The following is a 23,697-nucleotide window of genomic DNA, read 5'->3' on the forward strand; positions in this document are numbered from 1 at the left end:
TCCTACGCTCAGGGACATGACAGACGTCCGACTGGTCCTCGTCGTCGAGGACGACCCGACCATCAACCAGGCGCTGGCCGACCGGCTGACGGCCGAGGGGTTCGCGGTGGCGCGGGCGTTCGACGGCCCCGGCGCGGTCACGGCATACCAGGAGCAGTTGCCCGACCTGGTGCTGCTCGACGTCATGCTGCCCGGGTTCGACGGGCTCGAGGTGTGCCGCCGTATCCAGGCGAGCCGGCCGGTGCCCGTCCTGATGCTGACGGCCCGGGCCGACGAGACCGACCTGCTCGTCGGGCTGGGCGTCGGGGCCGACGACTACGTGACCAAGCCGTTCCGGATGCGGGAGGTCGTGGCCCGGGTGCGGGCGCTGCTGCGCCGGGTCGACCGGGCCGCCGAGCTGGCGGCCACGCCCGGGCCGCTGCTGACGGTCGGCGACCTGTCGCTCGACCCCGCCGGCCGCCGGGTGCTGGTCGCCGACGCGGAGGTGCACCTGGCCCCGCTGGAGTTCGACCTGCTCGCCGTGCTCGCCGGCGCACCCGGGACGGTGCACAGCCGGGAGTCGCTGATGTCCGAGGTATGGGGGTGGGCGGACGCCCGCGGGACGCGCACTCTGGACAGTCACGTCAAGTCGCTGCGGGCCAAGATCGGCGCCGCTCGGATCCGGACCGTGCACGGCGTGGGCTACGCGCTGGAGGCACGACCGTGACCGATCAGCACCCGCGGGCCGAGCGTCCGCTGGACGGGGTCACCTCGATCACCGTCAAGATCGGGCTCCTCGTGGTGCTGAGCATCCTCGCGGCCGTGGTGCTCCTCCAGGTCGGCAGCGCGGCCGGACTTCCCGGGTGGCTCACCCTGCCGGTCACCCTGGCCGCGGCCCTGGGAGTCAGCAGGTGGCTGGCCCGGGGCATGACGTCCCCGCTGCGGGAGATGACCGCGGGCGGCCGGGCGCATGGCGGGCGGCGACTACTCGGCGCGGGTGGGCGCGACCTCCGTCGACGAGGTCGGCCGGCTCGCCCACGCCTTCAACACGATGGCCCACGACCTCGGCGCCGCGGACCAGCAGCGCCGGCAGGTCGTGGCGACCGTCTCGCACGAGCTCCGCACCCCCCTGGCGGCGCAGCGGGCCCTGCTGGAGAACCTGGTCGACGGCGTGGTCACCCCCGACGACCAGGCGCTGCAGACCGCGCTGGCGCAGTCCGAGCGGCTCAGCGCGCTGGTGGCGGACCTGCTCGACGTGAGCCGCGTCGACGGCGGGGCGGTCCCCCTGGCGCTGGCCCCGGTGCGGGTGGGTGACCTGGTGTCGGACGGTGTGGCCGAGGCCGGCGTGGGGGGCCGGCGGGTGCGCGTGGTGCAGGAGATCGAGCCGCCCGACCTCGTGGTGCACGGTGACGCCGCGCGGTTGGCTCAGGTGGTCGCCAACCTGCTGGACAACGCGCTGCGGCACAGCCCGGCCGAGGGCACCGTCGTGGTCCGTGCAGCCACCGAGCCGGGGGACCGGTGGTCCCTGGAGGTGGTCGACGAGGGACCCGGCATCCCCGCCGGGCTGGATCAGCGCGTGTTCGACCGGTTCGGCGTCGGTGACGACCGCAGCGGCGGGACCGGTCTCGGGCTGGCCATCGCCAGTTGGGTGTGCCAACTGCACGGCGGCTCGATCACGGCGCTGCCCCGGGCCGACGGCCAGCCCGGTGCCCGCGTCAGGGCGCTGCTTCCCACATCCCCCACGACCCCATCCCCGACCGCGGCTGAGCACATCGAGCAACCCGAGCCACCCGAGGAGCCAGAGATGACCACCACCCAGCAGGACCCGGGCACCCAGACGACCGACGCCCTGTTCGGCGACCTCTGGCCGGAGCGGGGTCTGGTCACGGCGTCCGTTCCCCTGGCGGGTTCCGTGGCCATCGGGGCGCTGGCGGCGGTCGTGCTGCCCGACCGCAACCTGGGGCTCGGGGTCCTGCTGGTGCTGCTCTCCTCCGGGGCGCTGGTGCTCGCCCAGTCGGTGCACCGTCGCCGGCCCTGGACGCTGCTGTCCGCCGCCCTCTGCCTGGGGTTGGCCTCCCTGGTGGTGCTGCGTGCCGCCGAGTGGCTGGCGGTGCTTGCGGTGCTCGTGGCGGGAGTGCTCGTCACGACGGCCCTGACGGACGCGCGCCGGGTGCTGGCGATGCTCGCCGCGGGGATGGCGTGGGTGCTCAGTGGGGTCCGGGGGCTGCCGCTGCTGGGGCGGACCCTGACAGCGGCCAGTCGGCAGGAACGTCTCTGGCCGGTGCTGCGCACGACCGCGTTGTCCCTCGTGGCCCTCGTGATCTTCGGCGGGCTGTTCGCCTCCGGGGACGCGGTGCTCGGCTCGTGGGTGTCCGCGGTCCTGCCGGACATCACGATCGCCGACACCCTGGTGCTGCGCGGCTTCGTCTGGTTCCTGGTCGGTGGGGTCGTGCTGGCCGCCTGCTACCTGGCGCTCAACCCGCCCAGGGTCGAACGGGTGGCGCTGACGCCCGCCCGCCCGGTGACCCGTCCCTGGGAGTGGGCGGTGCCGGCGGGGGTCGTCGTCGCGGTGTACGTGGCCTTCCTGGTCGCCCAGGCCTCGGCCATGTGGGGTGGCCACGACTACATCCGGGGTGCCGGGGGGACCCGGTATGCCGATCACGCCCACGAGGGATTCGCCCAGTTGACGGTGGCCACGGCACTGACCCTGGTGACCATCGCCCTGGTGGTGCGCAAGGCGCCCCGCGAGACCCCGGCCCAGCGACGGTTGCTGCGGTGGGTGCTCGGGGTGCTGTGCCTGCTCACCCTCGTGGTCGTGGCGTCGGCGTTGAGCCGGATGGCCGTTTACCAGCAGGCCTACGGCTTCACGGTGCTCCGGGTCCTCGTCGACGCCTTCGAGCTGTGGCTCGGCATCCTGGTGCTGCTGGTCATGGTGGCCGGGGTCCGGCTGTCCGGGTGGTGGCTGCCGCGGGCCGCGCTGGCCTCCGGGGCGGCGTTGCTGTTGACGATCGGGCTGGCGAACCCCGAGGCCTGGGTGGCCCGCGCCAATATCGACAGGTTCCACACCGAGGGCAAGATCGACCTGGCCTACCTGTCCACCCTCGGTCCGGACGCGACACCGGTCATCGAGGCCGGGCTGCCCGCTGAGATGGCGGCCTGCGTGCTCACCGGGCAGTCCGCGCCGGCGACGGACGACTGGCTCGGCTGGAACCTCGGCCGGGCCAGGGCCGCAGCCGTGCCGGACCCCGACCCGGCCGGGGTGTCGGCCGACTGCGCCGTCCGGTGGAGCAGCCATGCCGCGATGAGTTCCCAAGGTCCTGACGGTCTAGCCCCCTGAGCGCCCGTGAGCAGCCACGAGCCCGAAGCCAAGGAGCGGATCATGATGGAGCCGACCACCCACACGCTTGAGCTGCCGGGGGTCGCCCTGGCCTACGACATACGGGGAGACCTCGGCGCCACCACGACCGACCGGCCGGCACTGCTGCTGATCGGCTCGCCGATGGGGGCATCCGGGTTCCCGACCCTGGCCGGGCACTTCACCGACCGTCCGGTGATCACCTATGACCCGCGGGGTGTCGAGCGCAGCGTGCGCTCCGACGGCTCGGGCGAAGTCACGCCGGAGCAGCACGCGGCGGATCTCCACGCCCTCATCCAGGTGCTCGGGGTCCCGGCCCTCGACGTGTTCGCGTCCAGCGGTGGAGCCGTGAACGCGCTCACCCTGGTGTCCGTGCACTCCGAGGACGTCCGCGTCGTCGTCGCCCACGAGCCCCCGGCCGCCGCAGCGTTGCTCGACGCCGGGCCCGCCCTGGCCGCCTGCGAGGACATCTATCAGACCTACCAGCGGGACGGGCTGGGTCCGGCGATGGCCAAGTTCATCGCGATCACCACGCTGCAGGGGCCGGTGCCGGAGGACTACGCCGCGCAGCCCGGGCCGGACCCCGCAATGTTCGGGCTGCCCACGGAGGACGACGGCACCCGGGACGACGTCCTGGTCGGCCAGAACATCCGGACGATCACGGCCTACCAGCCGGACGTTCCCGCCCTCACCACCTCGGGCGCCCGCGTCGTGATCGCCGTCGGTGAGGAGTCCGGAGAGGAACTGGCCGCCAGGGCAGGGCGCGCCGTCGCCGCCGCCATCGGCTCCAGCCCCGTCACGTTCCCCGGCGGGCACGCCGGCTTCCTCGGCCAGGAGTACGGTCCGGAGATGGCCGGTCGCCCTGAGGAGTTCGCCGCGGCACTGCGCCGGGTGCTCGATGAGGCGCCCGCCGCCGGGGCCGAGGGGGCGCCATGGGCCGGCTGATCTACTCGGTGATCGGATCCCTGGACGGCTACCACGTGGACGCCGACGGCAGCTTCGACTGGGCGGTGCCCGGCGAGGAGGAGCTGGCCTTCATCAGCGAGCAGGAGCGCGGGGTGGGCACCTACCTCTACGGCCGGCGGATGTATGAGTTGATGCACGTCTGGGAGACCGACCCGGCCGCAGCAGCCCAGTCGCCCGAGTCGGAGGTCTTCGCCCGGATCTGGCAGGCGGCGGACAAGCTGGTCTACTCCACGACGCTGGAGCGGACCTGGACCGACCGGACCGTGCTGCGCCACCGTTTCGATCCCGCCGAGGTCAGCGCGCTGAAGTCCCGGGCCACGGCGGATCTCAACGTCGCGGGGCCCACCCTCGCGGAGCACGCCTTCGCGGCCGGCCTGGTCGACGAGGTCCAGGTGCTGCTCGTCCCGGAGGTCGTCGGCTCGGGCCGGTCCTTCCTGCCGCCCGCGCGCACGTCCCTGGACCTGGTGGACCAGCGCATCTTCGACAGCGGGATGGTGTGGCTGCGGTATGCCGTGGTGCCGGTCCGCGGCACGGGGTGAGGGGGTCCGGTGTGACGCGGATCGCACCGCCTCCGTTTGGTTCCTCGACCTCATTTAAGTAAGGGTGGTCTTACCTAAATCGTGTCGAGGAGTTGTTGTGCGAGATATCCGCGTCGCCGTGATCGGTGCCGGCCCGGCCGGCATCTACGCCGCCGACATCCTGACCCGGGAGCACCCGGGCGCCAGCGTTGACATCATTGAGCGGTTGCCCGCCCCCTACGGGCTGGTGCGCTACGGGGTGGCGCCGGACCACCCGAGGATCAAGGAGATCGTCAAGGCGCTGCGGAGGGTGCTCGGCCGTCCGGAGATCCGGTTCCTGGGGAACGTCGACTACGGCACGGACCTCAAACTCGCCGACCTGGACCGGTTCTACGACGCCGTGGTCTTCGCCACCGGCGCCGCGACAGACCGGCCGCTGGAGATCCCCGGCATCGACCTCCCCGGCTCCTACGGTGCCGCCGACTTCGTGTCCTGGTATGCCGGGCACCCGGACGTGCCCCGCGACTGGCCCCTGGAGGCCGAGTCGGTCGCCGTCATCGGCGCTGGCAATGTCGCCCTCGACGTCGCCCGGATGCTGGCCAAGCCCGCCGACGAGCAGCGGGGCACCGAGATCGCGGACAACGTCTACCAGGGGCTGAAGCGGAACCGCGCCAGGGACGTGCACGTCTTCGCCCGCCGCGGCCCGGCGCAGATCAAGTTCACCCCGATGGAGTTGCGCGAGCTGTCGCACAGCCCCGAGGTCGACGTCATCGTGCACCCCGAGGGGTTCGAGATCGACGAGGCGGGTCAGCAGGCGATCAGTCGCACCAAGAGCACCCGTCTGGTCGTCGACACCCTGCTCAAGCACCTCGAGGCCGAGCCCACCGGGGCCGCCCACCGGATCCACATCCACCTCTGTCAGGCGCCCGTGCGGGTACTGGGACGCGACCACGTCGAGGGTCTGCGCACCGAGCGCACGGAGCTGCAGGGCGACGGGTCCGTCCGCGGCACGGGGGAGTACGTCGACACCCCGGTGCAGGCGGTCTACCGCGCGGTCGGCTACCTGTCGACCCACCTGCCCGACGTGCCGTTCGACCATGCCGCCGGGGTGGTGCCGCACGACGCCGGCCGGGTGTTGGACCTCGACGGGTCGGTGCTGGGCGGCACCTACGTCACCGGGTGGATCAAGCGCGGCCCGGTCGGGCTGATCGGTCACACCAAGTCCGACGCCGCGGAGACCGTGGCTAGCCTGCTGGCCGACCTGGACGGGCTCCCGGCCGCTGAGCTGCCCGACCCGGACGCGGTGGTGGAGCACCTGCGCGCGCGGGACGTCGACGTGGTGACCTGGGAGGGCTGGGAGCGGCTGGACGCCCACGAGGTCGCCCTCGGGGAGACGGCCGGACGGGAGCGGATCAAGGTCGTGCCCCGGGAGGACATGCTCGCCCACGCTGGCTTGAGGCAGCCCGTGTGAGGGGGCGGCGAGCCGCGGTGGACTCGATCGGCCTGGCGTCCTAGCGTGGCGCAGACGGCGAGGTCCGCCGTTCACGAAGTGGAGCCGCGATGACGACCCTGTCCCCATCCTGCCCGGCCTTCCTGGTCGGCGGCACCCGCACGCCCGTCGGGCGCTACGGCGGTGCCCTGAGCAGCGTGCGTCCCGACGACCTGGCGGCCCTCGTGGTGGGCCAGGTGGTCACCGCGGCGGGACTGGACCCCGAGGTGGTCGACGAGGTCATCCTGGGCAACGCCAACGGCGCCGGTGAGGAGAACCGCAACGTCGCGCGCATGGCGTGGCTGCTGGCCGGGTTCCCGGACACGGTGCCCGGGCTGACCGTGAACCGGTTGTGCGCGTCGGGACTCTCGGCGATCACCCTGGCCTCGCAGATGGTGGCCGCCGGTGCCGCCGACGTGGTGGTCGCCGGGGGCGTCGAGTCGATGTCGCGGGCCCCCTGGGTGCTGGCCAAGCCCGACCGTGGCTTCGCCCGTCCCGGGGAGATCGTCGACACCTCCATCGGGTGGCGCTTCGTCAACCCCGCCTTCCGGGACGAGTCCCGCTTCTCCGCGAAGACGACGCTGTCGATGCCCGAGACGGCCGAGGAGGTCGCGCGGGTGGAGGGGATCTCGCGGGAGGACGCGGACGAGTTCGCGGTGCGCTCGCACGACCTGGCCCTCGCCGCGGTCGCCGCCGGGCGGCTCGCGGAGGAGATCACCCCGGTCACGGTCGCCGGCCGCAAGGGCGCCACGACCGTGGTGGACACCGACGAGGGGCCGCGCGAAGGGACGACGGCGGAGGTGCTCGCCGGGTTGCGGCCCGTCGTGGCGGGAGGGACGGTCGTCACCGCCGGCAACTCCTCGACGCTGAATGACGGCTCGTCGGCGGTCCTCGTCGTCTCGGAGCGTGCGATCGAGCGATACGGACTGACGCCCCGGGCGCGCGTGGTGCACGGGGCCTCGGCGGGTGTCGCTCCTGAGGTGATGGGCATCGGTCCGGTGCCCGCAACCCACAAGGTGCTCGACCGGGCCGGGTGGTCGATCGCGGACCTGGGCGCGGTCGAGCTCAACGAGGCGTTCGCGACCCAGTCCCTCGCCTGTGTCCGCCGGCTCGGGCTCGACCCGGAGACGGTGAACCGCGACGGTGGTGCGATCGCGCTCGGGCACCCGCTCGGGTCCTCGGGCTCCCGGATCGTGGTCACCCTGCTGCGGCGGATGGCAGCAGAGGGTGCCGACCGAGCGCTGGCCACCATGTGCGTCGGCGTCGGTCAGGGGACTGCCCTGCTGCTGGAACGGGTCTGAACGACTCCGGTCACGAGCGCAGGTCGATCCAGTACCGCCGTTTGGGGGAGCCGCCCTGCACCGCCGGGCGGACGTCCTCCAGGACGCCCCCGTTGCCCTCGATGGTCCGGGCGGAGGCCTGGTTGTCGTCGTCGCAGGTGACCAGGGCGCGCTCCACACCCAGGCCGCGCAGCACCCCGAGCGACTGACGCAGGATCTCGGTCGCGTACCCCCGCCGCCGCTCGGCCGGCCGGACGGCATACCCGACGTGGCCGCCCACCTCGCGCAGGTCGGCGTTCAACCGGTGGCGGATCGAGGTGCGCCCCACGACCCGCTGTCCGCCGACGCCGTCCACCACGGCGAGCAGGAAGGTCATCGGCACGCGGCCCGAGGGCAGGTCGACCCCGAGCCTGGCCCGTTCGTACCGGGCGAGCTGATCCGGCCACGGCCCGTCCGCCAGGCAGAACCGGAACCCCTCCGCCAACAGTTCCTGGTGGGCGGCCCGGACCGCTGCCTCGTCCTCCGGTCGCGGGTTGCGCAGCCGCAGCTCAGGAGTCGAGGGCATAGCGCATGGCCGCGAGCTTGACCTCGGTCTCGGCCAGCTCGGCGTCGGGGTCCGAGGCGGCCACGATGCCGCCGCCGGCGAACAACCGCATGCTCGTGTGGTCCGCCCCGAACTGGCCGCACCGCAGCGCGATCCCCCAGTCCCCGTCCCCGGCGGCGTCGAGCCAGCCCACCGGGCCGGCGTACCGGCCGCGGTCCATCCCCTCGATCTCGGCGATGAGGCGTCCGGCGACGTCCGAGGGCGTCCCGCACACGGCCGCCGAGGGGTGCAGCGCCGCGGCGAGCCGCAGCGAGGTCGCGCCGTTGTCGGGCAGGCCGCTGATGTCGGTGGCCAGGTGGTAGACGTCGGGCAGCTCCAGGACGAACGGCTCGGCGGGCACCTCCAGGGCGCTGCAGTGGGGCGCGAGGGCGTCGGCGACCGACCGGACGGCGAAGGCGTGCTCCTCGAGCTCCTTCTCGTCCGAGACCAGGTGCAGCCGGGGGTCGCTGCGGTGGGTCGGCTCCAACTCGGGGTGTGCCTCGGTGACCAGCGGGCCCGGCGTGCGGTCGCGGCGGACGGTGCCGGCGAGCACCCGGGACCGGACCCTGCCGTCCTGCAACCGCACCAACATCTCGGGGGTCGCGCCGACCAGGCCGTCGACGGCGAAGGTCCAGGTCGCGCTGTAGCGTCCCGCCAGCCGGCGCAGCACCCGCACCGGGTTCAGCGCTTCATCGCTCGCGGCGACGACGTCCCGGGCGAGGACGATCTTGTCGACCTCACCCGCCCGGATCCGGTCAATCGCGCCCCTGACGACACCGGGCCACTCGGCCGACGGCACCGTGCCGTCGCTCAGCCGCACGGCCGCGGGGCTTTCCGCACCGTGCGACGCGTGGCCGGGGAGCGCGGTGAGATCGGCGAACGCCCGCTCCGGGCCCCCGTCGGACTCGACGGTGGTGACCCAGCAGCGCCCCGCCCGCCGGCCCACGATGACCTCGGGCACGACCAGGGTGCCACCGCGGGCGGAGTCGGCGGCGAAGGCGAAGGAGCCGAAGGCGAGCAGGCCGGTGCCCGGCTCCCCGACCTCGTCCTGCACGGTCGCGGCGGCGACCACCTGGCTCCACCACTCCTCGGCGCGGACGAACCGGTCGGGTCCGTGTGTGGTGACCTCGGCGGCTCGGCCCCACCCGACGATGCCGTCGCCCTCGCGGACCCAGGACAGCACGCTGGCGGGGTCGGCGCCGGCAGCGACCGCGGCGTCGAGCCACCCGAACAGGTCGGCCGACGGGGCGACCTCCCGGGTGCGGGCCCGGAGCCGGGGCGGTGCGATGACGGTCACGGCAGGTCAGCCTATGTCCTCCGGTCCCCGGGCTCCGCACAGGTGCGAGGATGGGCGCCATGATCCGCGCCAGCCTGGACAAGCAGCCGCACGAGGTCGCCGAGATGTTCGACGACGTGGCGAGCCGCTACGACCTGACCAACGACGTGCTGTCGCTGGGTCAGGACCGGCGCTGGAGGCGGGCCGTGGTCCAGGCGGTGGACGCCTTGCCGGGGGAGCGGGTGCTCGACATCGCCGCGGGGACGGGGACCAGCAGCGAGCCGTATGCCGATCGCGGGGTCGAGGTGGTGCCCGCCGACTTCTCCCAGGGCATGTTGCACGAGGGGAACCGCAGGCGCCCGGACCTGCCGTTCACCGCGGCCGACGCGTTGGCGCTGCCATTCGCCGACGGCTCTTTCGACGTCGTCACCATGTCGTTCGGGCTGCGCAACGTGGCGGACGTCGGACGGGCGCTGGAGGAGTTCCACCGGGTCACCCGGCCGGGGGGACGGCTGGTGATCTGCGAGTTCTCCGCGCCGACCAACCCGGCGTTCCGCACCGTCTACCGGGAGTACCTGATGCGTGCCCTGCCCACGGTCGCCCGCCGCGTCAGCAGTAATCCGGATTCCTACGTCTACCTGGCCGAGTCCATCCAGGAGTGGCCCGACCAGGCGGCGCTCGCCCGGCAGGTGCGGTCGGCGGGCTGGGAGCGGGTGCGCTGGCGCAACCTGTCCGGCGGGATCGTCGCGCTGCACCACGCGGTGCGGTAGGCGGGCGGCCGGGGCGCACAGCAGGGCGAGGAACGGCATACGGATGAACACCGACGTCACCCAGGTGCGGGACTTCCTCGCCCAGCACGCGCCGTTCCGGGAGCTCCCGCCGGACGCGCTCGCGACGCTGGCGCGTTCGATGACCGTGCGCTACGTGCGGCGCGGCACCCGGATCCGGTCGGTCGGGGATCCCGGGGAGGACATGTTCGTGCTGCGGTCGGGGGCGGTCGACATCACCGATCCAGAGGGCGCCCTGGTGGAACGCAGTGACCCCGGGACCTCCTTCGGGATGTCGGCGCTGGTCGAACGGGCCCCCTCGCGCTATGACTTCACCGCCCTTGAGGACTGCCTGCTGCTGGTGGTGCCGGGGGAGGTGTTCGACCGGGTCTGTCGGGAGCACGAGGGCTTCGCCGGGTTCTACACGCAGGCGCACACGGCGCGGTTGCGTCGGGCGGTCGGGGTACTGCACGCGACGGCACGCGGTGGGGCGGTGCTCAAGACCGAGGTGTCCGACCTGGTGCGGCGCCCCCCGGTGACCATCGGGCCGACGGCCACGATCCGCGAGGCGGCCCGGCTGATGACCGACGAACGGGTTTCCTCGGTGCTGGTCCTCGAGGCCGGACGGCTGGTGGGCATCCTGACCGACCGCGACCTGCGGACCCGCGTGGTGGCCACTGGGCGCACCACCGAGGACGCGGTGGGTGCCGTGATGACTCCCGACCCCGCCACGGTGCGCGAGGGCGCACTGGCCTTCGAGGTGCTGATGGAAATGGTGGGCCGCACCATCCACCACCTGCCCGTCGTCGACGGCAGCGGCAGGGTCCGGGGCCTGGTCAGTGGGACGGACCTGATGCGGCTGGAGCACAACAACCCGGTCTACCTCGTGGCCGACATCGCCGCGGCGGCCGACGAGGCGGCGTTGGCCCGGTACGCGCAGCGGATCCCGGTGATCCTGCAACAACTCGTGGCGGAGGACGCCTCGGCGGACGACATCGGCCGGGTGGTGACCGCGCTCGGGGACGCGATCGAGCGGCGCCTGCTGGTGCTTGCCGAGCAGGCTCTCGGGCCACCCCCGGTGCCCTACTGCTGGGTGGTGCTCGGCTCCCAGGCCCGGCAGGAGCAGGGCCTGGCGAGCGACCAGGACAATGCCCTGGTCCTCTCGGACGAGGCGGAGCGCGCGCACGACGGGTACTTCCTCGACCTGGCCGTGCGGGTCCGCTCCGGGCTGGCTGCCTGCGGGTATGCCGAGTGCCCGGGTGAGGTGATGGCCACCAACCCTCGGTGGCGGGCCCCGGTCCGCACGTGGCGGCAGCACTTCGCGGGATGGCTGGACACCCCGCAGCCGCAGGCCGTGCTCAACGGCGCGATCTTCTTCGACATGCGGCCCCTCCACGGGGACCACGACCTGGTGACGGGGCTGCGGCACGACGTGCTGGCGCAGACCGCCGACGCGGCCCTGTTCCTGGCCTATCTGGCCTCGCACGCGGTGGGGCAGCGCCCACCGGTCGGCTTCTTCCGTGGTTTCGCGCTCGTCCGACAGGGGGAGCACCGCGACACCCTGGACCTCAAGCACGGGGGAGTGTCCGTGGTCGTCGACCTGGCACGAGTTCACGCGCTGCGCCACGGGCTGCGCGAGGTGAACACGCGGACGCGGCTCGCCGACGCAGCGCTCGCCGGCTCGCTCAGCAGCTCCCTGGCCGCCGAGCTGCGGGACGCGCTGGAGTTCTTGGCCTACGTGCGGTTGCGGCACCAGGGTCACCAGGTCCGGGCCGGGCGGGCCGCCGACAACTTCGTGAACCCCGCCGACCTCACCGACTTCGACCGGCGTCACCTGCGGGACGCCTTCCGGATCGTCCAGGCGGCGCAGCAGTCGCTGTCCCAGCGGATGGCCCTGGGGCACCTGTCATGACGGGGCGCCGGCTTGCGCCGTGGTGGAGCCGTGACGGTCGGACCGGCCGCAACCCTGACAGCGCCGGCCCGACACCAGACCCCGCCTGTCCGGTGCAGGACCTGCGGCTGCTCGCGGTCGACCTGGAGACCACGGGTTTGAACCCCGCCCGCGACGACGTGGTGGCCGTGGGGCTGGTCCCGGTCAACGGGCGCGACATCGACCTGTCCGGTGCGCGGCACGTGGTCGTGCGCCCGGAGGCGGGTCGCGGCGTCGGGCACAGCGCGACGCTGCACGGACTCACCGACGACGACCTGGCCGCCGGCGCCGACCTGCGCGAGGTGCTCCCGGAGGTCCTCGCGGCGCTGGAGGGCCGGGTCCTCCTCGCCCACCACGCGGTGATCGAGGTGGGCTTCCTCACCCGGGCTTGCCGCCGCCTGCTCGGTGAGGCGCCCTCCTTCACCGTGGTCGACACGGTGCACCTGCACCGCCGGGTGCTGCGCCGGGGCCGCGCCCACGGCGCGGTCCGAGACGGGGAATTGCACCTCGCTGCAGCCCGCGCGCACGTCGGGCTGCCCCCCTACCCGCCGCACGACGCGATGACCGACGCCCTGGGCTGCGCCGAGCTCTACCTGGCCCAGGTGGCGCACCTGGCAGGCGAGGGGTCCCTCGTGCTGCGCCAACTCACCGACCGGGTCCGCTGAGCGGGCCGGGCAGACCCCAGCGGCAGCGCTGTTTCGGGTGAGGCAAACCTTAGTGATCGTTCCTCCGTGGTGGACCTAGACTGGCCCGGAGTTCGTGAATCCCTTCACAAGCGAGGCGTCTTCGGTGAGTGAGCAGTCGGTCGCAACCGCCCCCGTCCGGTTCGACGAGACGGCCGACGTGATCGTCGTCGGTGCGGGCCCGGGTGGGTCGGCCACTGCGGCATACCTGGCCGCCCACGGCCTCGAGGTCCTGCTCCTGGAGAAGACCGCCTTCCCCCGCGAGAAGGTGTGTGGTGACGGACTCACCCCGCGTGCGGTCCGCGAGCTCATCACCCTCGGGGTGCCCACCCCGGAGGAGGACGGGTGGATCCGGAACTGGGGGCTGCGGATCATCGGTGGCGGCATGCGGCTGCAGCTGGACTGGCCGGACAACAGCGCCTTCCCGCCCTACGGCCTGGTGCGGACCCGCCAGGACTTCGACGACATCCTGGCCAAGCACGCCCAGTCCCGGGGCGTGAAGCTGCACCAGCTCACCAACGTCGTGGGCCCTGTCCTGGATGACCGCACCGGCCACATGGTGGGAGTCCGCGCCAAGGTCATGGGTTCGGACAACCGGCCGACCGGCGAGGAGGTGGCCTACGGGGCGCCCGTCGTGGTCGCCGCCGACGGGAACTCCTCGCGCCTGTCGCTGTCCATGGACCGCCCCAAGCGGGACGACCGCCCGATGGGCGTGGCCGTGCGCACCTACTACACCAGCCCCCGACACGACGATGACTACCTGGAGTCCTGGCTCGAACTGTGGTCCACCAACGACGCGGGGGAGAAGATCCTGCTCCCCGGCTACGGCTGGATCTTCGGGGTGGGGGATGGCACCTCCAACGTCGGGCTGGGCATCCTGAACACCTCCGACGCCTTCGGCAAGGTCGACTACAAGGACGTCATGCGCCGCTGGGTGGCCACCATGCCCGAGGAGTGGACGTACTCGGAGGAGACGCAGGTCGGTCAGATCCGCGGAGCCGCGTTGCCGATGGGCTTCAACCGGCAGCCGCACTACGACCGCGGCCTGTTGCTGGTGGGCGACGCCGGCGGCATGGTCAACCCGTTCAACGGCGAGGGCATCGCCTACGCCATGGAGTCCGGTCGGCTGGCGGCCGAGGTCATCGCCCAGGCGATGGCCCGCACCACCCCGGAGGCCCGCGAACGCGTCCTGCAGTCCTATCCGCGGGTGATGAAGGACGCGCTCGGCGGCTACTACACGCTCGGGCGCCACTTCGCCCAGCTGATCGGTCACCCCGAGGTGATGCGACTGGCCACCAAGTACGGTCTGCCGCGCAAGACCCTGATGAAGTTCCTCCTCAAGGTGATGGCCAACCTCGGGGAGCCTCACGGCGGCCGCGTCGACGACCGCATCATCACGGCCCTCACGAAGATCGCTCCTGCGGCATGATGGGCACGAGCACCCCTAGGATTGGGCCGCGGCGAGCCACCCGAAAGGAGCGTGGGCGATGAGCCAGACCTATCTGCCCCTGCTGATGTTCTTCGCGCTGGGACTCCTCTTCGCGGGTGTCTCCGTGGCGGGTGGTGCCGTGATGGGTCGGCGCACCTACAACCGGGCCAAGGCCGAGGCGTACGAGTGCGGGATCCAGCCGACGCCCCCGGCCCGGGACGGCGGGCGCATCCCGGTCAAGTACTACCTGACCGCCATGCTGTTCATCGTCTTCGACGTCGAGGTGCTCTTCCTCTACCCGTTCGCGGTCGCCTTCGACCAGGTCGGGCTCTTCTCCGTGGTGGCGATGCTGCTCTTCCTCGTCGTGGTCTCGGTCCCGTTCGTCTATGAGTGGAGCAGGGGTGGTCTGGAATGGGACTGACGGTCAGGGCGACGCACGCGGCGCTGGCAGACGGCGCGTCCCGGTCACGGAAGGCATGGGTGTGAACGATGGGACTTGAGGAGAAACTCCCGTCCGGCTTCCTGCTCACCACGGTCGAGGGAGTCGTGGGGCAGATGCAGTCACGGTCGGTGTGGCCGGCCACCTTCGGGCTGGCGTGTTGCGCCATCGAGATGATGGCCGTCGGCACCCCGGACTACGACATCGCCCGCTTCGGCATGGAGCGGTTCGCCGCGACCCCGCGGCAGGCGGACCTGATGATCGTGGCGGGCCGGGTGAGTCAGAAGATGGCCCCGGTCGTGCGCCAGGTCTACGACCAGATGCCGAACCCCAAGTGGGTGCTGTCGATGGGAGTGTGCGCCAGCTCCGGCGGCATGTTCAACAACTACGCGGTCGTCCAGGGCGTGGACCACATCGTCCCGGTCGACATCTACCTGCCGGGCTGTCCGCCGCGGCCCCAGATGCTGCTCAACGCGCTCCTGTCGCTGCACGAGTCCATCCGCAACTCCAAGATCGGCGTGGACCGCGTGGAGGCGGCCCGCAAGGCCGAGGCAGCGGCGCTGGCGGCGACGCCGACGCACGAGATGAAGGGGTTGCTGGCGTGATGACAGCGACGCGAGGACACGAGCGGAGCGAGGCCCGGAGCGAGCGCGGAATCGCGCCGGAGGTGATGGCGTGATGACAGCGACGCGAGGACACGAGCCGGAGGTGATGGCGTGAGCGAGACCCCGGATGCCCCGAAGGACGACGCCGTGACTCCTGGCGCCGACGAGAGCAGCGCGAGCCCGACCGAGGCCGGCACCAGCCCGCACGACGACCTCCCGGTCGAGGAGACCGCACCGGCGGCGACGGACGAGCCCGGTGCGCCCGTCGTGATGGCCCGCAAGCGCGGGATGTTCGGCTCCTCGCTGGGCAACGACACCTCCGGCTACGGGGAGCTGGAGCGCCCGGTGCTGTTCCCGGGGGCCACCGCCCGCCCCTACGGGGGCTGGTTCGACGACGTCGCCGACGCGCTCGAGCAGGCGATCGGCTCCTCCTACGGTGACGCCGTCCCCGCGGTGGTGGTGGACCGGGGCGAGCTGACCCTGCACGTGCACCGGGAGCACCTGCTCACGGTGATGCAGGCGCTGCGCGACGACCCGGCGCTGCGCTTCGAGATGATGAACGGTGTCTCCGGGGTCAACTACCCCCAGCACACCGGTGCGGAGCTGCACGCGGTCTACCACCTGCTCTCGATCACCAACGGGGGCAGGCGGGTCCGGGTCGAGACGAGTTGCCCCGACGAGGACCCGCACGTGCCCTCCGTGGTCTCGGTCTACCCGGCGGTGGACTGGCACGAACGGGAGACCTTCGACATGTTCGGGATCGTCTTCGACGGGCACCCGGCGCTCACCCGGATCCTGATGCCGGACGACTGGCGCGGGCACCCGCAGCGCAAGGACTACCCGTTGGGTGGGATCCCGGTGGAGTACAAGGGCGCCACCATCCCGGCGCCCGACCAGCGCAGGAGCTACAGCTGATGACGACGCAGACACAGGACGACCTGTACGGGGGACCCGAGGACGACGCCGCGGGGGGCGTCTTCAACGCCTCCGGCGGCGACTGGGACCAGCTCGTGGAGGACATCCACGAGCTCGGCGAGGAACGCATCGTCGTGAACATGGGCCCGCAGCACCCCTCCACGCACGGCGTGCTGCGCCTCATTCTGGAGCTGGACGGCGAGACGGTGCGCGAGGCGCGGGCCGGCATCGGCTACCTGCACACCGGCATCGAGAAGAACATGGAGTACCGCACCTGGACGCAGGGCACCACGTTCTGCACCCGGATGGACTACCTGACGCCGATCTTCAACGAGGCGGCCTACTGCCTGGCCGTGGAGAAGCTGCTGGGCATCACCGACCAGATCCCGCAGCGCGCCAACGACATCCGGGTCCTGATGATGGAGCTGAACCGGATCGGTTCGCACCTGATCTGCATGGGCACCGGCGGCATGGAGCTGGGCGCCACCACGGTGATGACCGTGTGCTTCCGCGAGCGGGAGCGGATCCTGCGCTTCTTCGAGGCCGTGACCGGGCTGCGGATGAACCACGCGTACGTCCGTCCGGGCGGGGTGGCCCAGGACGTGCCCGCCAGCGCGCTGGACCTCTTCGAGTCCGAGCTGGACGAGCTGCGCAAGGGCATCCGGGACCTGGAGAACCTGCTCCTGGAGAATCCCGTCTTCAAGGGCCGCACCGTGGACGTGGGACACCTGGACCTCACGGGGTGCATGGCGCTGGGGATCACCGGCCCGATCCTGCGCTCGACGGGCCTGCCGCACGACCTGCGCAAGAGCGACCCGTACTGCGGCTATGAGACCTACGACTTCGAGGTGGTGACCCGCGACGGCGCCGACGCCTATGACCGCGCCTGCATCCGCATCGAGGAGATGTGGGAGTCACTGAAGATCGCCGAGCAGGCCATCGCCCGGCTGCGTGCCAGCGAGGGTGAGCCGGTCATGGTCGCCGACAAGAAGATCGCCTGGCCCGCCCAGCTGTCCGTGGGCGGCGACGGCCAGGGCAACAGCCTGGAGCACATCCGCGAGATCATGGGGGAGTCGATGGAGTCCCTCATCCACCACTTCAAGCTGGTCACCGAGGGATTCCGGGTCCCGCCGGGGCAGGCCTACGCCGCCATCGAGTCGCCGAAGGGCGAGCTCGGGGTGCACGTCGTCTCCGACGGTGGCACCCGCCCCTTCCGGGCGCACTTCCGCGACCCCTCGTTCCACAACTTGCAGGCCGCCTCGGTGCTCGCCGAGGGTGGCCTGGTCGCCGACGTGATCGTGGCCGTGGCCTCGATCGACCCCGTGATGGGAGGTGTGGACCGATGAGCGCCACAGGTGAGGCCCACGCACCGGGCCCGCTGCACCACCAGACCCCGCTGCACGCCAGCGACGAACCGTATGAGGACGATGTCCTGGCCCAGCTCACGCAGGACGCGGCGCACGTGATCGCGCGTTACCCGCAGAAGCGGTCGGCGCTGCTGCCGCTGCTGCACCTGGTGCAGTCGGTCGACGGGTACGTCACCGGCCGGGGCGTGCAGTTCTGCGCCGACCAGCTGGACCTGACGACCGCCGAGGTGTCCGGTGTGGCCACCTTCTACACCCAGTACAAGCGTCACCCCAATGGGGAGTACACCGTCGGGGTGTGCACCAACACGCTGTGCGCCATCATGGGCGGCGACCAGATCTTCGAGGAGGTCAGCGAGTACCTCGGCATCGGCCACGACGAGACCACCGCCGACGGCAAGGTGACGCTGGAGCGGGTCGAGTGCAACGCGGCCTGCGACTTCGCCCCCGTGGTCATGGTCAACTGGGAGTTCTTCGACAATCAGACCCCTGAGTCCACCAAGACGCTGGTCGACGACCTGCGGGCGGGTGCCGAGGTGCGGCCCAGCCGTGGCCCGGGCCGGGTCTGCTCGTTCAAGCAGGTCTCGCGGGTGCTCGCCGGCTTCCCCGACGGGCTCGCCGACGAGGGCGTGAGTGCCGGCCCGGCGTCCCTGGAAGGGCTGCGGCTGGCCAAGGAACGCGGCTGGACCGCGCCGGGGGAGGGTGCGGCCGAGCAGGCGGGGTCAGCCGAGGACACCAGCAGCGACAGCGCGCCGCACACCGGCGGGCAGCACAGCTCCACGGACAGCGCGTCCGGCGGGGACAAGGAGGCGGACCGGTGAGCACGACGCTGACACCCATCCTGACCAAGTTCTGGGACGACCCGCAGTCCTGGTCCCTGGCGACCTACGAGCAGCACGAGGGCTACCAGGGCCTGCGCCGCGCCCTCGAGAGCGACCCTGCCGACCTGGTCCAGGCCGCCAAGGACTCCGGGCTGCGCGGCCGTGGCGGCGCCGGCTTCCCGACCGGCATGAAGTGGGGCTTCCTGCCCCCGCCGGACGGCGGGCCCCGCTACCTCGTGGTGAATGCCGACGAGTCCGAGCCCGGCACCTGCAAGGACATCCCGCTGTTGATGGCGGCCCCGCAGTTCCTCATCGAGGGCATGGTCATCACCTCCTACGCCATCGGCTGCAACCACGCGTTCATCTACCTGCGCGGTGAGGTGGTGCACGTCTACCGCCGGCTGCTGCGCGCGGTCGAGGAGGCGTATGCCGCGGGCTACCTGGGCAAGGACATCTTGGGCAGCGGCTACGACCTGGACATCACGGTGCACGCCGGCGCCGGCGCCTACATCTGCGGGGAGGAGACGGCACTGCTGGACTCCCTGGAGGGTCGGCGCGGCCAGCCTCGCCTGAAGCCGCCGTTCCCGGCGGTCGCAGGCCTGTACGCCCGCCCGACCGTGGTCAACAACGTCGAGTCCATCGCGAGCATCCCGCCGATCATGCTGCACGGTGCGGACTGGTTCGCCGGGATGGGCACCGAGAAGTCTCAGGGCTTCGGCATCTTCAGCCTCTCCGGGCACGTCACCCGGCCCGGGCAGTACGAGGCACCGCTCGGCATCACGTTGCGGGAACTGCTCGACATGGCCGGCGGCATGCGGGGCGGCAAGAAGCTGAAGTTCTGGACCCCTGGCGGCTCCTCCACCCCGATCTTCACCGACGAGCACCTTGACGTGCCGCTCGACTTCGAGTCGGTGGCCGCGGCGGGCTCCATGCTGGGCACCCGCGCGCTCCAGATCTTCGACGAGACCACCTCCGTGGTGCGCGCCGTCTCCCGGTGGATCGACTTCTACGCCCACGAGTCCTGCGGCAAGTGCACCCCGTGCCGCGAGGGGACCTTCTGGCTGAAGCAGATCATGGAGCGACTGGAGGCCGGCCACGGCAGCCAGGACGACATCGACAAGCTCGTCGACATCTGCGACAACATCCTGGGCCGGGCGTTCTGCGCCCTCGGTGACGGCGCGACCAGCCCGGTCACCTCCGCGGTGCAGTACTTCCGGGAGGAGTTCGAGGCCGGCATGCACACCCCGGCCGACGAACTGTTCCCGCCGGAGCGGTCGACCCTGTTCGCGAAGGAGGGCCAGCCGGCATGACGATCAACACCTCACCCGCCTCGGGCGGCAACGCGGTGGACACCGGCGGCAACGCCGAGGTCCCGGCCGAGCCGGACGTGAAGATGGTCGAGCTGACCATCGACGACGTCGCGGTCAGCGTGCCCGAGGGAACCCTGGTGATCCGTGCCGCCGAGCAGATCGGCGTGCAGATCCCCCGGTTCTGCGACCACCCGCTGCTGGACCCCGTCGGCGCCTGCCGGCAGTGCCTGGTGGACGTGGCGACCCCCGACAAGGACGGCAACTACCGCCCGATGCCCAAGCCGCAGGCGTCTTGCACGCTGGCGGTGTCGCCCGGCATGCAGGTCAAGACGCAGCACACCTCGCCGGTGGCGGACAAGGCACAGCAGGGCGTCATGGAGCTGCTGCTGATCAACCACCCGCTGGACTGCCCCGTCTGCGACAAGGGCGGAGAGTGCCCGCTGCAGAACCAGGCCATGTCCAACGGCCGGCCGAAGACCCGCTTTGAGGACATCAAGCGCACCTTCCCCAAGCCGATCAACATCTCCTCCCAGGTGCTGCTGGACCGGGAGCGCTGCGTGCTGTGCGCGCGGTGCACGCGGTTCTCCGACCAGATCGCCGGCGACCCGTTCATCGCCCTCATCGAGCGCGGTGCACTGCAGCAGGTCGGCATCTACGAGGAGCAGCCGTTCGAGTCCTACTTCTCCGGCAACACGGTGCAGATCTGCCCGGTGGGTGCCCTCACCGGCGCGGCATACCGGTTCCGCTCCCGCCCGTTCGACCTCGTGTCGACCCCGAGCGTGTGCGAGCACTGCGCCTCCGGCTGCTCGATCCGCACCGACCACCGGCGCGGCGTCGTGTTGCGGCGGATGGCGCTGGAGGACCCGGAGGTGAACGAGGAGTGGAACTGCGACAAGGGTCGCTGGGCCTTCCCGTATGCCGTGCAGCCGGACCGGTTGCGTGACCCGGTCGTGCGGGACGCCGACGGGCAGTACCGCGTCGCCTCCTGGGACGAGGCACTGGCGGCCGCCGCGAGCGCACTCGGCGCGGCCCGGACCGACCGCGGGGTCGGCGTGCTCACCGGTGGCCGGCTCGCCCTCGAGGACGCCTACGCCTACAGCAAGTTCGCCCGGATCGCCCTGGGCACCAACGACATCGACTTCCGCGCCCGGCCGCACACGGCGGAGGAGACCGAGTTCCTCGGGGCCCGGGTCGTGGGCAACAACACCGTCCACTTCTCCGACCTGGAGACTGCCGCCTCGGTCCTCCTGGCCGGGCTGGAGCCGGAGGAGGAGTCCCCCTCGATCTTCCTGCGGCTGCGCAAGTCCAACCGCCAGCACGGCACCCCGGTCTACGCGTTGGCACCCTTCGCCACCCGCGGGCTGGAGAAGGTCAACGGCACCCTGTTGCCGGTGGCACCGGGCACCGAGGCCGAAGTGCTGCGGGCCATGGTCGAGCACCCCGGCGACGAGGGCCTGCTGCGTGAGGCGACCGATGCGCTGACCGCCGACTCGGTGATCCTGGTGGGCGAGCGCCTGGCCGCCGTGCCCGGGGCACTGTCGGCCGTGGCGGCCCTCGCCGAGCACACCGGTGCCTCCCTGGCCTGGGTCCCGCGGCGTGCGGGAGAGCGAGGCGCCATCGAGGCCGGCGCCCTGCCCACGCTGCTGCCCGGCGGACGCCCGGTGCAGGACGCCACGGCGCGCCAGTCCGTGGCCGAAGCCTGGGGCGCCGAGATCCCCGCGGAGCCCGGACGCGACAGCGGCGCGATCTTCGCCGCTGCAGCCTCCGGCGACCTGTCGGCGCTGCTCGTGGCGGGCGTCGACCCGGACGACCTGGCCGACCCGGGCACGGCCCGCGCGGGGCTGGAGCGCGCCTTCGTGGTGTCCCTGGAGTTCCGCGAGTCCGCCGTGCACGAGTACGCCGACGTCATCCTGCCGGTCGCCCCGCAGCAGGAGAAGTCCGGCAGCTTCGTGAACTGGGAGGGCCGGGTCCGCCCCTTCGAGCAGGCGCTGGACTCCAACGCCCGCAGCGACGCAGGGGTGCTGGACCTGTTGGCCGGAGCCATGGGCGTTTCCCTCGGCACGCGCTCCGCGAACGCCGTCCGGGGAGAGTTGGAGGCGCTGGGCGCCTGGGGTGAGCGGGTGCCCGCCCCGCAGGTGCCCGCCGGGGGCCCGGCGCGACCTGCCGAGGGCGAGGCTGTCCTGGCGACCTGGCACCACCTGCTGGACCTCGGGTCGTTGCAGGACGGTGAGCCCTTCCTGGCCGGCACCGCGAAGAAGTCGGTGGCCCGGCTCTCGCCCGCGACCGCGGCCGCAGCCGGCATCGCCGAGGGCCAGGGCGTGCTGGTGAGCACCGAGCACGGGGAGATCACCCTGCCCGCAGCCCTCACCGACATGCCGGACCACGTGGTGTGGGTGCCGACCAACTCGACCGGGTCCACGGTGCGCACCACCCTCGGGGTCGATGCCGGCGCGGTCGTCCGGGTCGGTGCCGCAGAGCTCTCCGGAGGTGTCGCATGAGTGCGCTGGCAGCGGTGGGCGACCTCACCGCATACGGACCCTCGGTGCTGGCCTCCGTCCCGGTCCAGATGACGGACTACCCGGCCGCCGACTTCAGCGACACGCCCTGGTGGCTGTCCCTCATCAAGGCGGTCGGCGTCTTCGTCTACCTGCTGTTGTGCGTGCTCATCGTCATCTGGTTCGAGCGCCGCGTCATCGGGCGGATGCAGCAGCGGCCCGGTCCGAACCGGTTCGGGCCCTTCGGCATCCTGCAGACCCTCGCCGACGGCCTGAAGCTGATGATGAAGGAGGACGTCACCCCCAAGGCCGCGGACAAGGTGATGTTCATCCTGGCCCCGCTGCTCGTCGGGTCCCTGGCGTTCGTCTCCTTCGCGATCATCCCGCTCGGCGGCACGGTCCAGATGTTCGGCCACACCACGCCGCTGCAACTGACCGACACCCCGGTGGCCGTGCTGCTGGTGCTGGCGGTCGCCGGAGTCGGGGCCTACGGGTTCGTCCTGGCCGGGTGGTCCTCCGGCTCGACCTACCCCCTGCTGGGCGGGCTGCGCTCGACCGCGCAGGTGATCTCCTACGAGATCGCCATGGGGCTGTCCCTGGTCGCGGTCTTCCTCTACTCGGGGTCGATGTCGACCAGCCAGATCGTGGCCGCGCAGGACGGGCTCTGGTACATCATCCCGCTGTTCTTCTCCTTCGTGGTCTACGTGATCACGATGATCGGCGAGACCAACCGCCTCCCGTTCGACCTCGCCGAGGGTGAGGGCGAGCTCGGCGGTGGGTTCCACACCGAGTACTCCTCGATGAAGTTCGGCATGTTCTTCCTCGGTGAGTACATCAACATGTTCACCGTCTCCGCGCTGGCCACCACGCTGTTCCTCGGTGGCTGGCAGGCACCCCCGGGCATCGCCGCGATCAACGACGGCATGTTCAACGAGGGTTGGTGGGGCCTGCTCTGGTTCACCATCAAGATGTGGCTGTTCATCTTCTTCTACGTGTGGGTGCGCGGCTCCCTGCCGCGCGTGCGCTACGACCAGTTCATGAAGCTGGGCTGGAAGGTGCTCATCCCGGCCTCCCTGGTGTGGGTGATCGCCGTGATGATGATCCGCGCCGCGCAGGTCGGCTACTTCGGTGAGGGCCGGTACGTCCTGCCGATCACCCTGGCCGTCGTCGGCGTGGTCGTGATCGGGGCGTTGCTGCTGCTCGACAAGCGGTCCAGCGACGCCCGCGAGGCGACCCTCGCCGCCCGCCGGCCACCGGCCGAGGTGGACCCGTTCGCCGGTGGGTTCCCGGTGCCGCCGTTGCCCGGCCAGACGCTGGTGGAGCCCCGCAGGGCGGTGGAGCGTGCCGAGCCGGTGACGGTGAGCGCGGGCGCGCCGTCGGGGACCGACCCGTCCGCCGACCCGACCGATTCCGACAGCACGGAGGACACTCGTGGCTGAGTCACAGACCCCCGAACCGGACACCACGGGATCGGGCACGACGGGCAACGAGAA

At 71.8% G+C, this 23,697-nt stretch carries 20 protein-coding genes; 18 read left to right on the forward strand and 2 right to left on the reverse strand.

From position 1 onward, the window contains the following. The first annotated feature begins 16 nt into the window (after positions 1-16). From AC1QRC_RS05815 to AC1QRC_RS05840, 6 genes are all read left to right on the forward strand, one after another. Positions 17-706, forward strand: coding sequence for a response regulator (locus AC1QRC_RS05815; RefSeq protein WP_484205850.1), 690 nt, complete (start codon positions 17-19; stop codon positions 704-706). A 270-nt stretch (positions 707-976) separates the two neighbouring features. Further along, positions 977-3,316 (forward strand): DUF4153 domain-containing protein, encoded by a 2,340-nt coding sequence (locus tag AC1QRC_RS05820; protein WP_484205851.1) that lies wholly within the window; start codon positions 977-979, stop codon positions 3,314-3,316. Positions 3,317-3,322: 6 nt separating this feature from the next. Next, a complete protein-coding gene (locus AC1QRC_RS05825) occupies positions 3,323-4,279 on the forward strand; it encodes an alpha/beta fold hydrolase (protein ID WP_484205852.1) in 957 nt (318 codons plus the stop codon). Beyond that, positions 4,267-4,839: a dihydrofolate reductase family protein gene (locus AC1QRC_RS05830; RefSeq protein ID WP_484205853.1), complete on the forward strand. Its 573-nt coding sequence runs from the start codon at positions 4,267-4,269 to the stop codon at positions 4,837-4,839. The genes AC1QRC_RS05825 and AC1QRC_RS05830 overlap by 13 nt, the downstream gene beginning before the upstream one ends. 97 nt (positions 4,840-4,936) lie before the next feature. After that, on the forward strand, positions 4,937-6,289 hold the full coding sequence (locus tag AC1QRC_RS05835; protein ID WP_484205854.1) for an FAD-dependent oxidoreductase: 1,353 nt from the start codon (positions 4,937-4,939) through the stop codon (positions 6,287-6,289). 89 nt (positions 6,290-6,378) lie between these two features. Beyond that, positions 6,379-7,608, forward strand: coding sequence for a thiolase family protein (locus tag AC1QRC_RS05840; RefSeq protein WP_484205855.1), 1,230 nt, complete (start codon positions 6,379-6,381; stop codon positions 7,606-7,608). 10 nt (positions 7,609-7,618) lie between these two features. Here the strand turns inward: AC1QRC_RS05840 and AC1QRC_RS05845 are convergent, their stop codons facing one another. Together AC1QRC_RS05845 and AC1QRC_RS05850 are read right to left on the reverse strand one after the other, a co-directional pair. Then, positions 7,619-8,152, reverse strand: coding sequence for a GNAT family N-acetyltransferase (locus tag AC1QRC_RS05845; RefSeq protein WP_484205856.1), 534 nt, complete (start codon positions 8,150-8,152; stop codon positions 7,619-7,621). After that, positions 8,136-9,467, reverse strand: coding sequence for an isochorismate synthase (locus AC1QRC_RS05850; protein WP_484205857.1), 1,332 nt, complete (start codon positions 9,465-9,467; stop codon positions 8,136-8,138). Before AC1QRC_RS05850 ends, AC1QRC_RS05845 begins: the two co-directional genes overlap by 17 nt. Positions 9,468-9,526: 59 nt before the next feature. Here AC1QRC_RS05850 and AC1QRC_RS05855 point away from each other — a divergent pair, with 59 nt between their 5' ends. The 12 genes from AC1QRC_RS05855 (at position 9,527) to nuoH (ending at position 23,643) form a co-directional block, all read left to right on the forward strand. Then, positions 9,527-10,216: a demethylmenaquinone methyltransferase gene (locus AC1QRC_RS05855; RefSeq protein ID WP_484206582.1), complete on the forward strand. Its 690-nt coding sequence runs from the start codon at positions 9,527-9,529 to the stop codon at positions 10,214-10,216. Between the two features lie 43 nt (positions 10,217-10,259). Further along, a complete protein-coding gene (locus AC1QRC_RS05860; protein ID WP_484205858.1) occupies positions 10,260-12,125 on the forward strand; it encodes a DUF294 nucleotidyltransferase-like domain-containing protein in 1,866 nt (621 codons plus the stop codon). Positions 12,126-12,217: 92 nt separating this feature from the next. After that, complete coding sequence (locus AC1QRC_RS05865; protein ID WP_484205859.1) at positions 12,218-12,808, forward strand: exonuclease domain-containing protein; 591 nt, start codon at positions 12,218-12,220, stop codon at positions 12,806-12,808. A 124-nt stretch (positions 12,809-12,932) separates the two neighbouring features. Continuing rightward, positions 12,933-14,255: a geranylgeranyl reductase family protein gene (locus AC1QRC_RS05870; protein ID WP_484205860.1), complete on the forward strand. Its 1,323-nt coding sequence runs from the start codon at positions 12,933-12,935 to the stop codon at positions 14,253-14,255. Between the two features lie 58 nt (positions 14,256-14,313). Continuing rightward, entirely contained in the window at positions 14,314-14,676 is a 363-nt protein-coding gene (locus tag AC1QRC_RS05875) for an NADH-quinone oxidoreductase subunit A (RefSeq protein WP_484205861.1), read from the forward strand. 68 nt (positions 14,677-14,744) lie between these two features. Next, entirely contained in the window at positions 14,745-15,299 is a 555-nt protein-coding gene (locus AC1QRC_RS05880; RefSeq protein WP_484205862.1) for a NuoB/complex I 20 kDa subunit family protein, read from the forward strand. A 111-nt stretch (positions 15,300-15,410) separates the two neighbouring features. Further along, positions 15,411-16,214 carry an NADH-quinone oxidoreductase subunit C gene (locus tag AC1QRC_RS05885; protein ID WP_484205863.1) on the forward strand — a complete coding sequence of 268 codons (804 nt, stop codon included), beginning with the start codon at positions 15,411-15,413 and terminating at the stop codon, positions 16,212-16,214. Next, positions 16,214-17,560, forward strand: a complete 1,347-nt coding sequence (locus tag AC1QRC_RS05890; protein WP_484205864.1) for an NADH-quinone oxidoreductase subunit D — start codon at positions 16,214-16,216, stop codon at positions 17,558-17,560. Before AC1QRC_RS05885 ends, AC1QRC_RS05890 begins: the two co-directional genes overlap by 1 nt. Further along, positions 17,557-18,399: an NADH-quinone oxidoreductase subunit NuoE gene (nuoE, locus tag AC1QRC_RS05895; protein ID WP_484205865.1), complete on the forward strand. Its 843-nt coding sequence runs from the start codon at positions 17,557-17,559 to the stop codon at positions 18,397-18,399. Before AC1QRC_RS05890 ends, nuoE begins: the two co-directional genes overlap by 4 nt. Further along, on the forward strand, positions 18,396-19,709 hold the full coding sequence (gene nuoF / locus AC1QRC_RS05900) for an NADH-quinone oxidoreductase subunit NuoF (RefSeq protein WP_484205866.1): 1,314 nt from the start codon (positions 18,396-18,398) through the stop codon (positions 19,707-19,709). The genes nuoE and nuoF overlap by 4 nt, the downstream gene beginning before the upstream one ends. Next, positions 19,706-22,207, forward strand: coding sequence for an NADH-quinone oxidoreductase subunit G (locus tag AC1QRC_RS05905; protein WP_484205867.1), 2,502 nt, complete (start codon positions 19,706-19,708; stop codon positions 22,205-22,207). Before nuoF ends, AC1QRC_RS05905 begins: the two co-directional genes overlap by 4 nt. Continuing rightward, a complete protein-coding gene (gene nuoH / locus AC1QRC_RS05910; protein WP_484205868.1) occupies positions 22,204-23,643 on the forward strand; it encodes an NADH-quinone oxidoreductase subunit NuoH in 1,440 nt (479 codons plus the stop codon). Before AC1QRC_RS05905 ends, nuoH begins: the two co-directional genes overlap by 4 nt. Positions 23,644-23,697 lie beyond the last annotated feature (54 nt).

Source organism: Ornithinicoccus sp. (genome assembly GCF_057176825.1).

What these genes read in the sequence shown, in the direction of transcription:
- AC1QRC_RS05815 (WP_484205850.1), top strand. Translation starts at nt 17, where the DNA reads ATGACAGACGTCCGACTGGTCCTCGTCGTCGAGGACGACCCGACCATC.
- AC1QRC_RS05830 (WP_484205853.1), top strand. Translation starts at nt 4,267, where the DNA reads ATGGGCCGGCTGATCTACTCGGTGATCGGATCCCTGGACGGCTACCAC.
- AC1QRC_RS05840 (WP_484205855.1), top strand. Translation starts at nt 6,379, where the DNA reads ATGACGACCCTGTCCCCATCCTGCCCGGCCTTCCTGGTCGGCGGCACC.
- AC1QRC_RS05845 (WP_484205856.1), bottom strand. Translation starts at nt 8,152, where the DNA reads ATGCCCTCGACTCCTGAGCTGCGGCTGCGCAACCCGCGACCGGAGGAC.
- AC1QRC_RS05855 (WP_484206582.1), top strand. Translation starts at nt 9,527, where the DNA reads ATGATCCGCGCCAGCCTGGACAAGCAGCCGCACGAGGTCGCCGAGATG.
- AC1QRC_RS05860 (WP_484205858.1), top strand. Translation starts at nt 10,260, where the DNA reads ATGAACACCGACGTCACCCAGGTGCGGGACTTCCTCGCCCAGCACGCG.
- AC1QRC_RS05875 (WP_484205861.1), top strand. Translation starts at nt 14,314, where the DNA reads ATGAGCCAGACCTATCTGCCCCTGCTGATGTTCTTCGCGCTGGGACTC.
- AC1QRC_RS05880 (WP_484205862.1), top strand. Translation starts at nt 14,745, where the DNA reads ATGGGACTTGAGGAGAAACTCCCGTCCGGCTTCCTGCTCACCACGGTC.
- AC1QRC_RS05890 (WP_484205864.1), top strand. Translation starts at nt 16,214, where the DNA reads ATGACGACGCAGACACAGGACGACCTGTACGGGGGACCCGAGGACGAC.
- nuoE (WP_484205865.1), top strand. Translation starts at nt 17,557, where the DNA reads ATGAGCGCCACAGGTGAGGCCCACGCACCGGGCCCGCTGCACCACCAG.
- AC1QRC_RS05905 (WP_484205867.1), top strand. Translation starts at nt 19,706, where the DNA reads ATGACGATCAACACCTCACCCGCCTCGGGCGGCAACGCGGTGGACACC.
- nuoH (WP_484205868.1), top strand. Translation starts at nt 22,204, where the DNA reads ATGAGTGCGCTGGCAGCGGTGGGCGACCTCACCGCATACGGACCCTCG.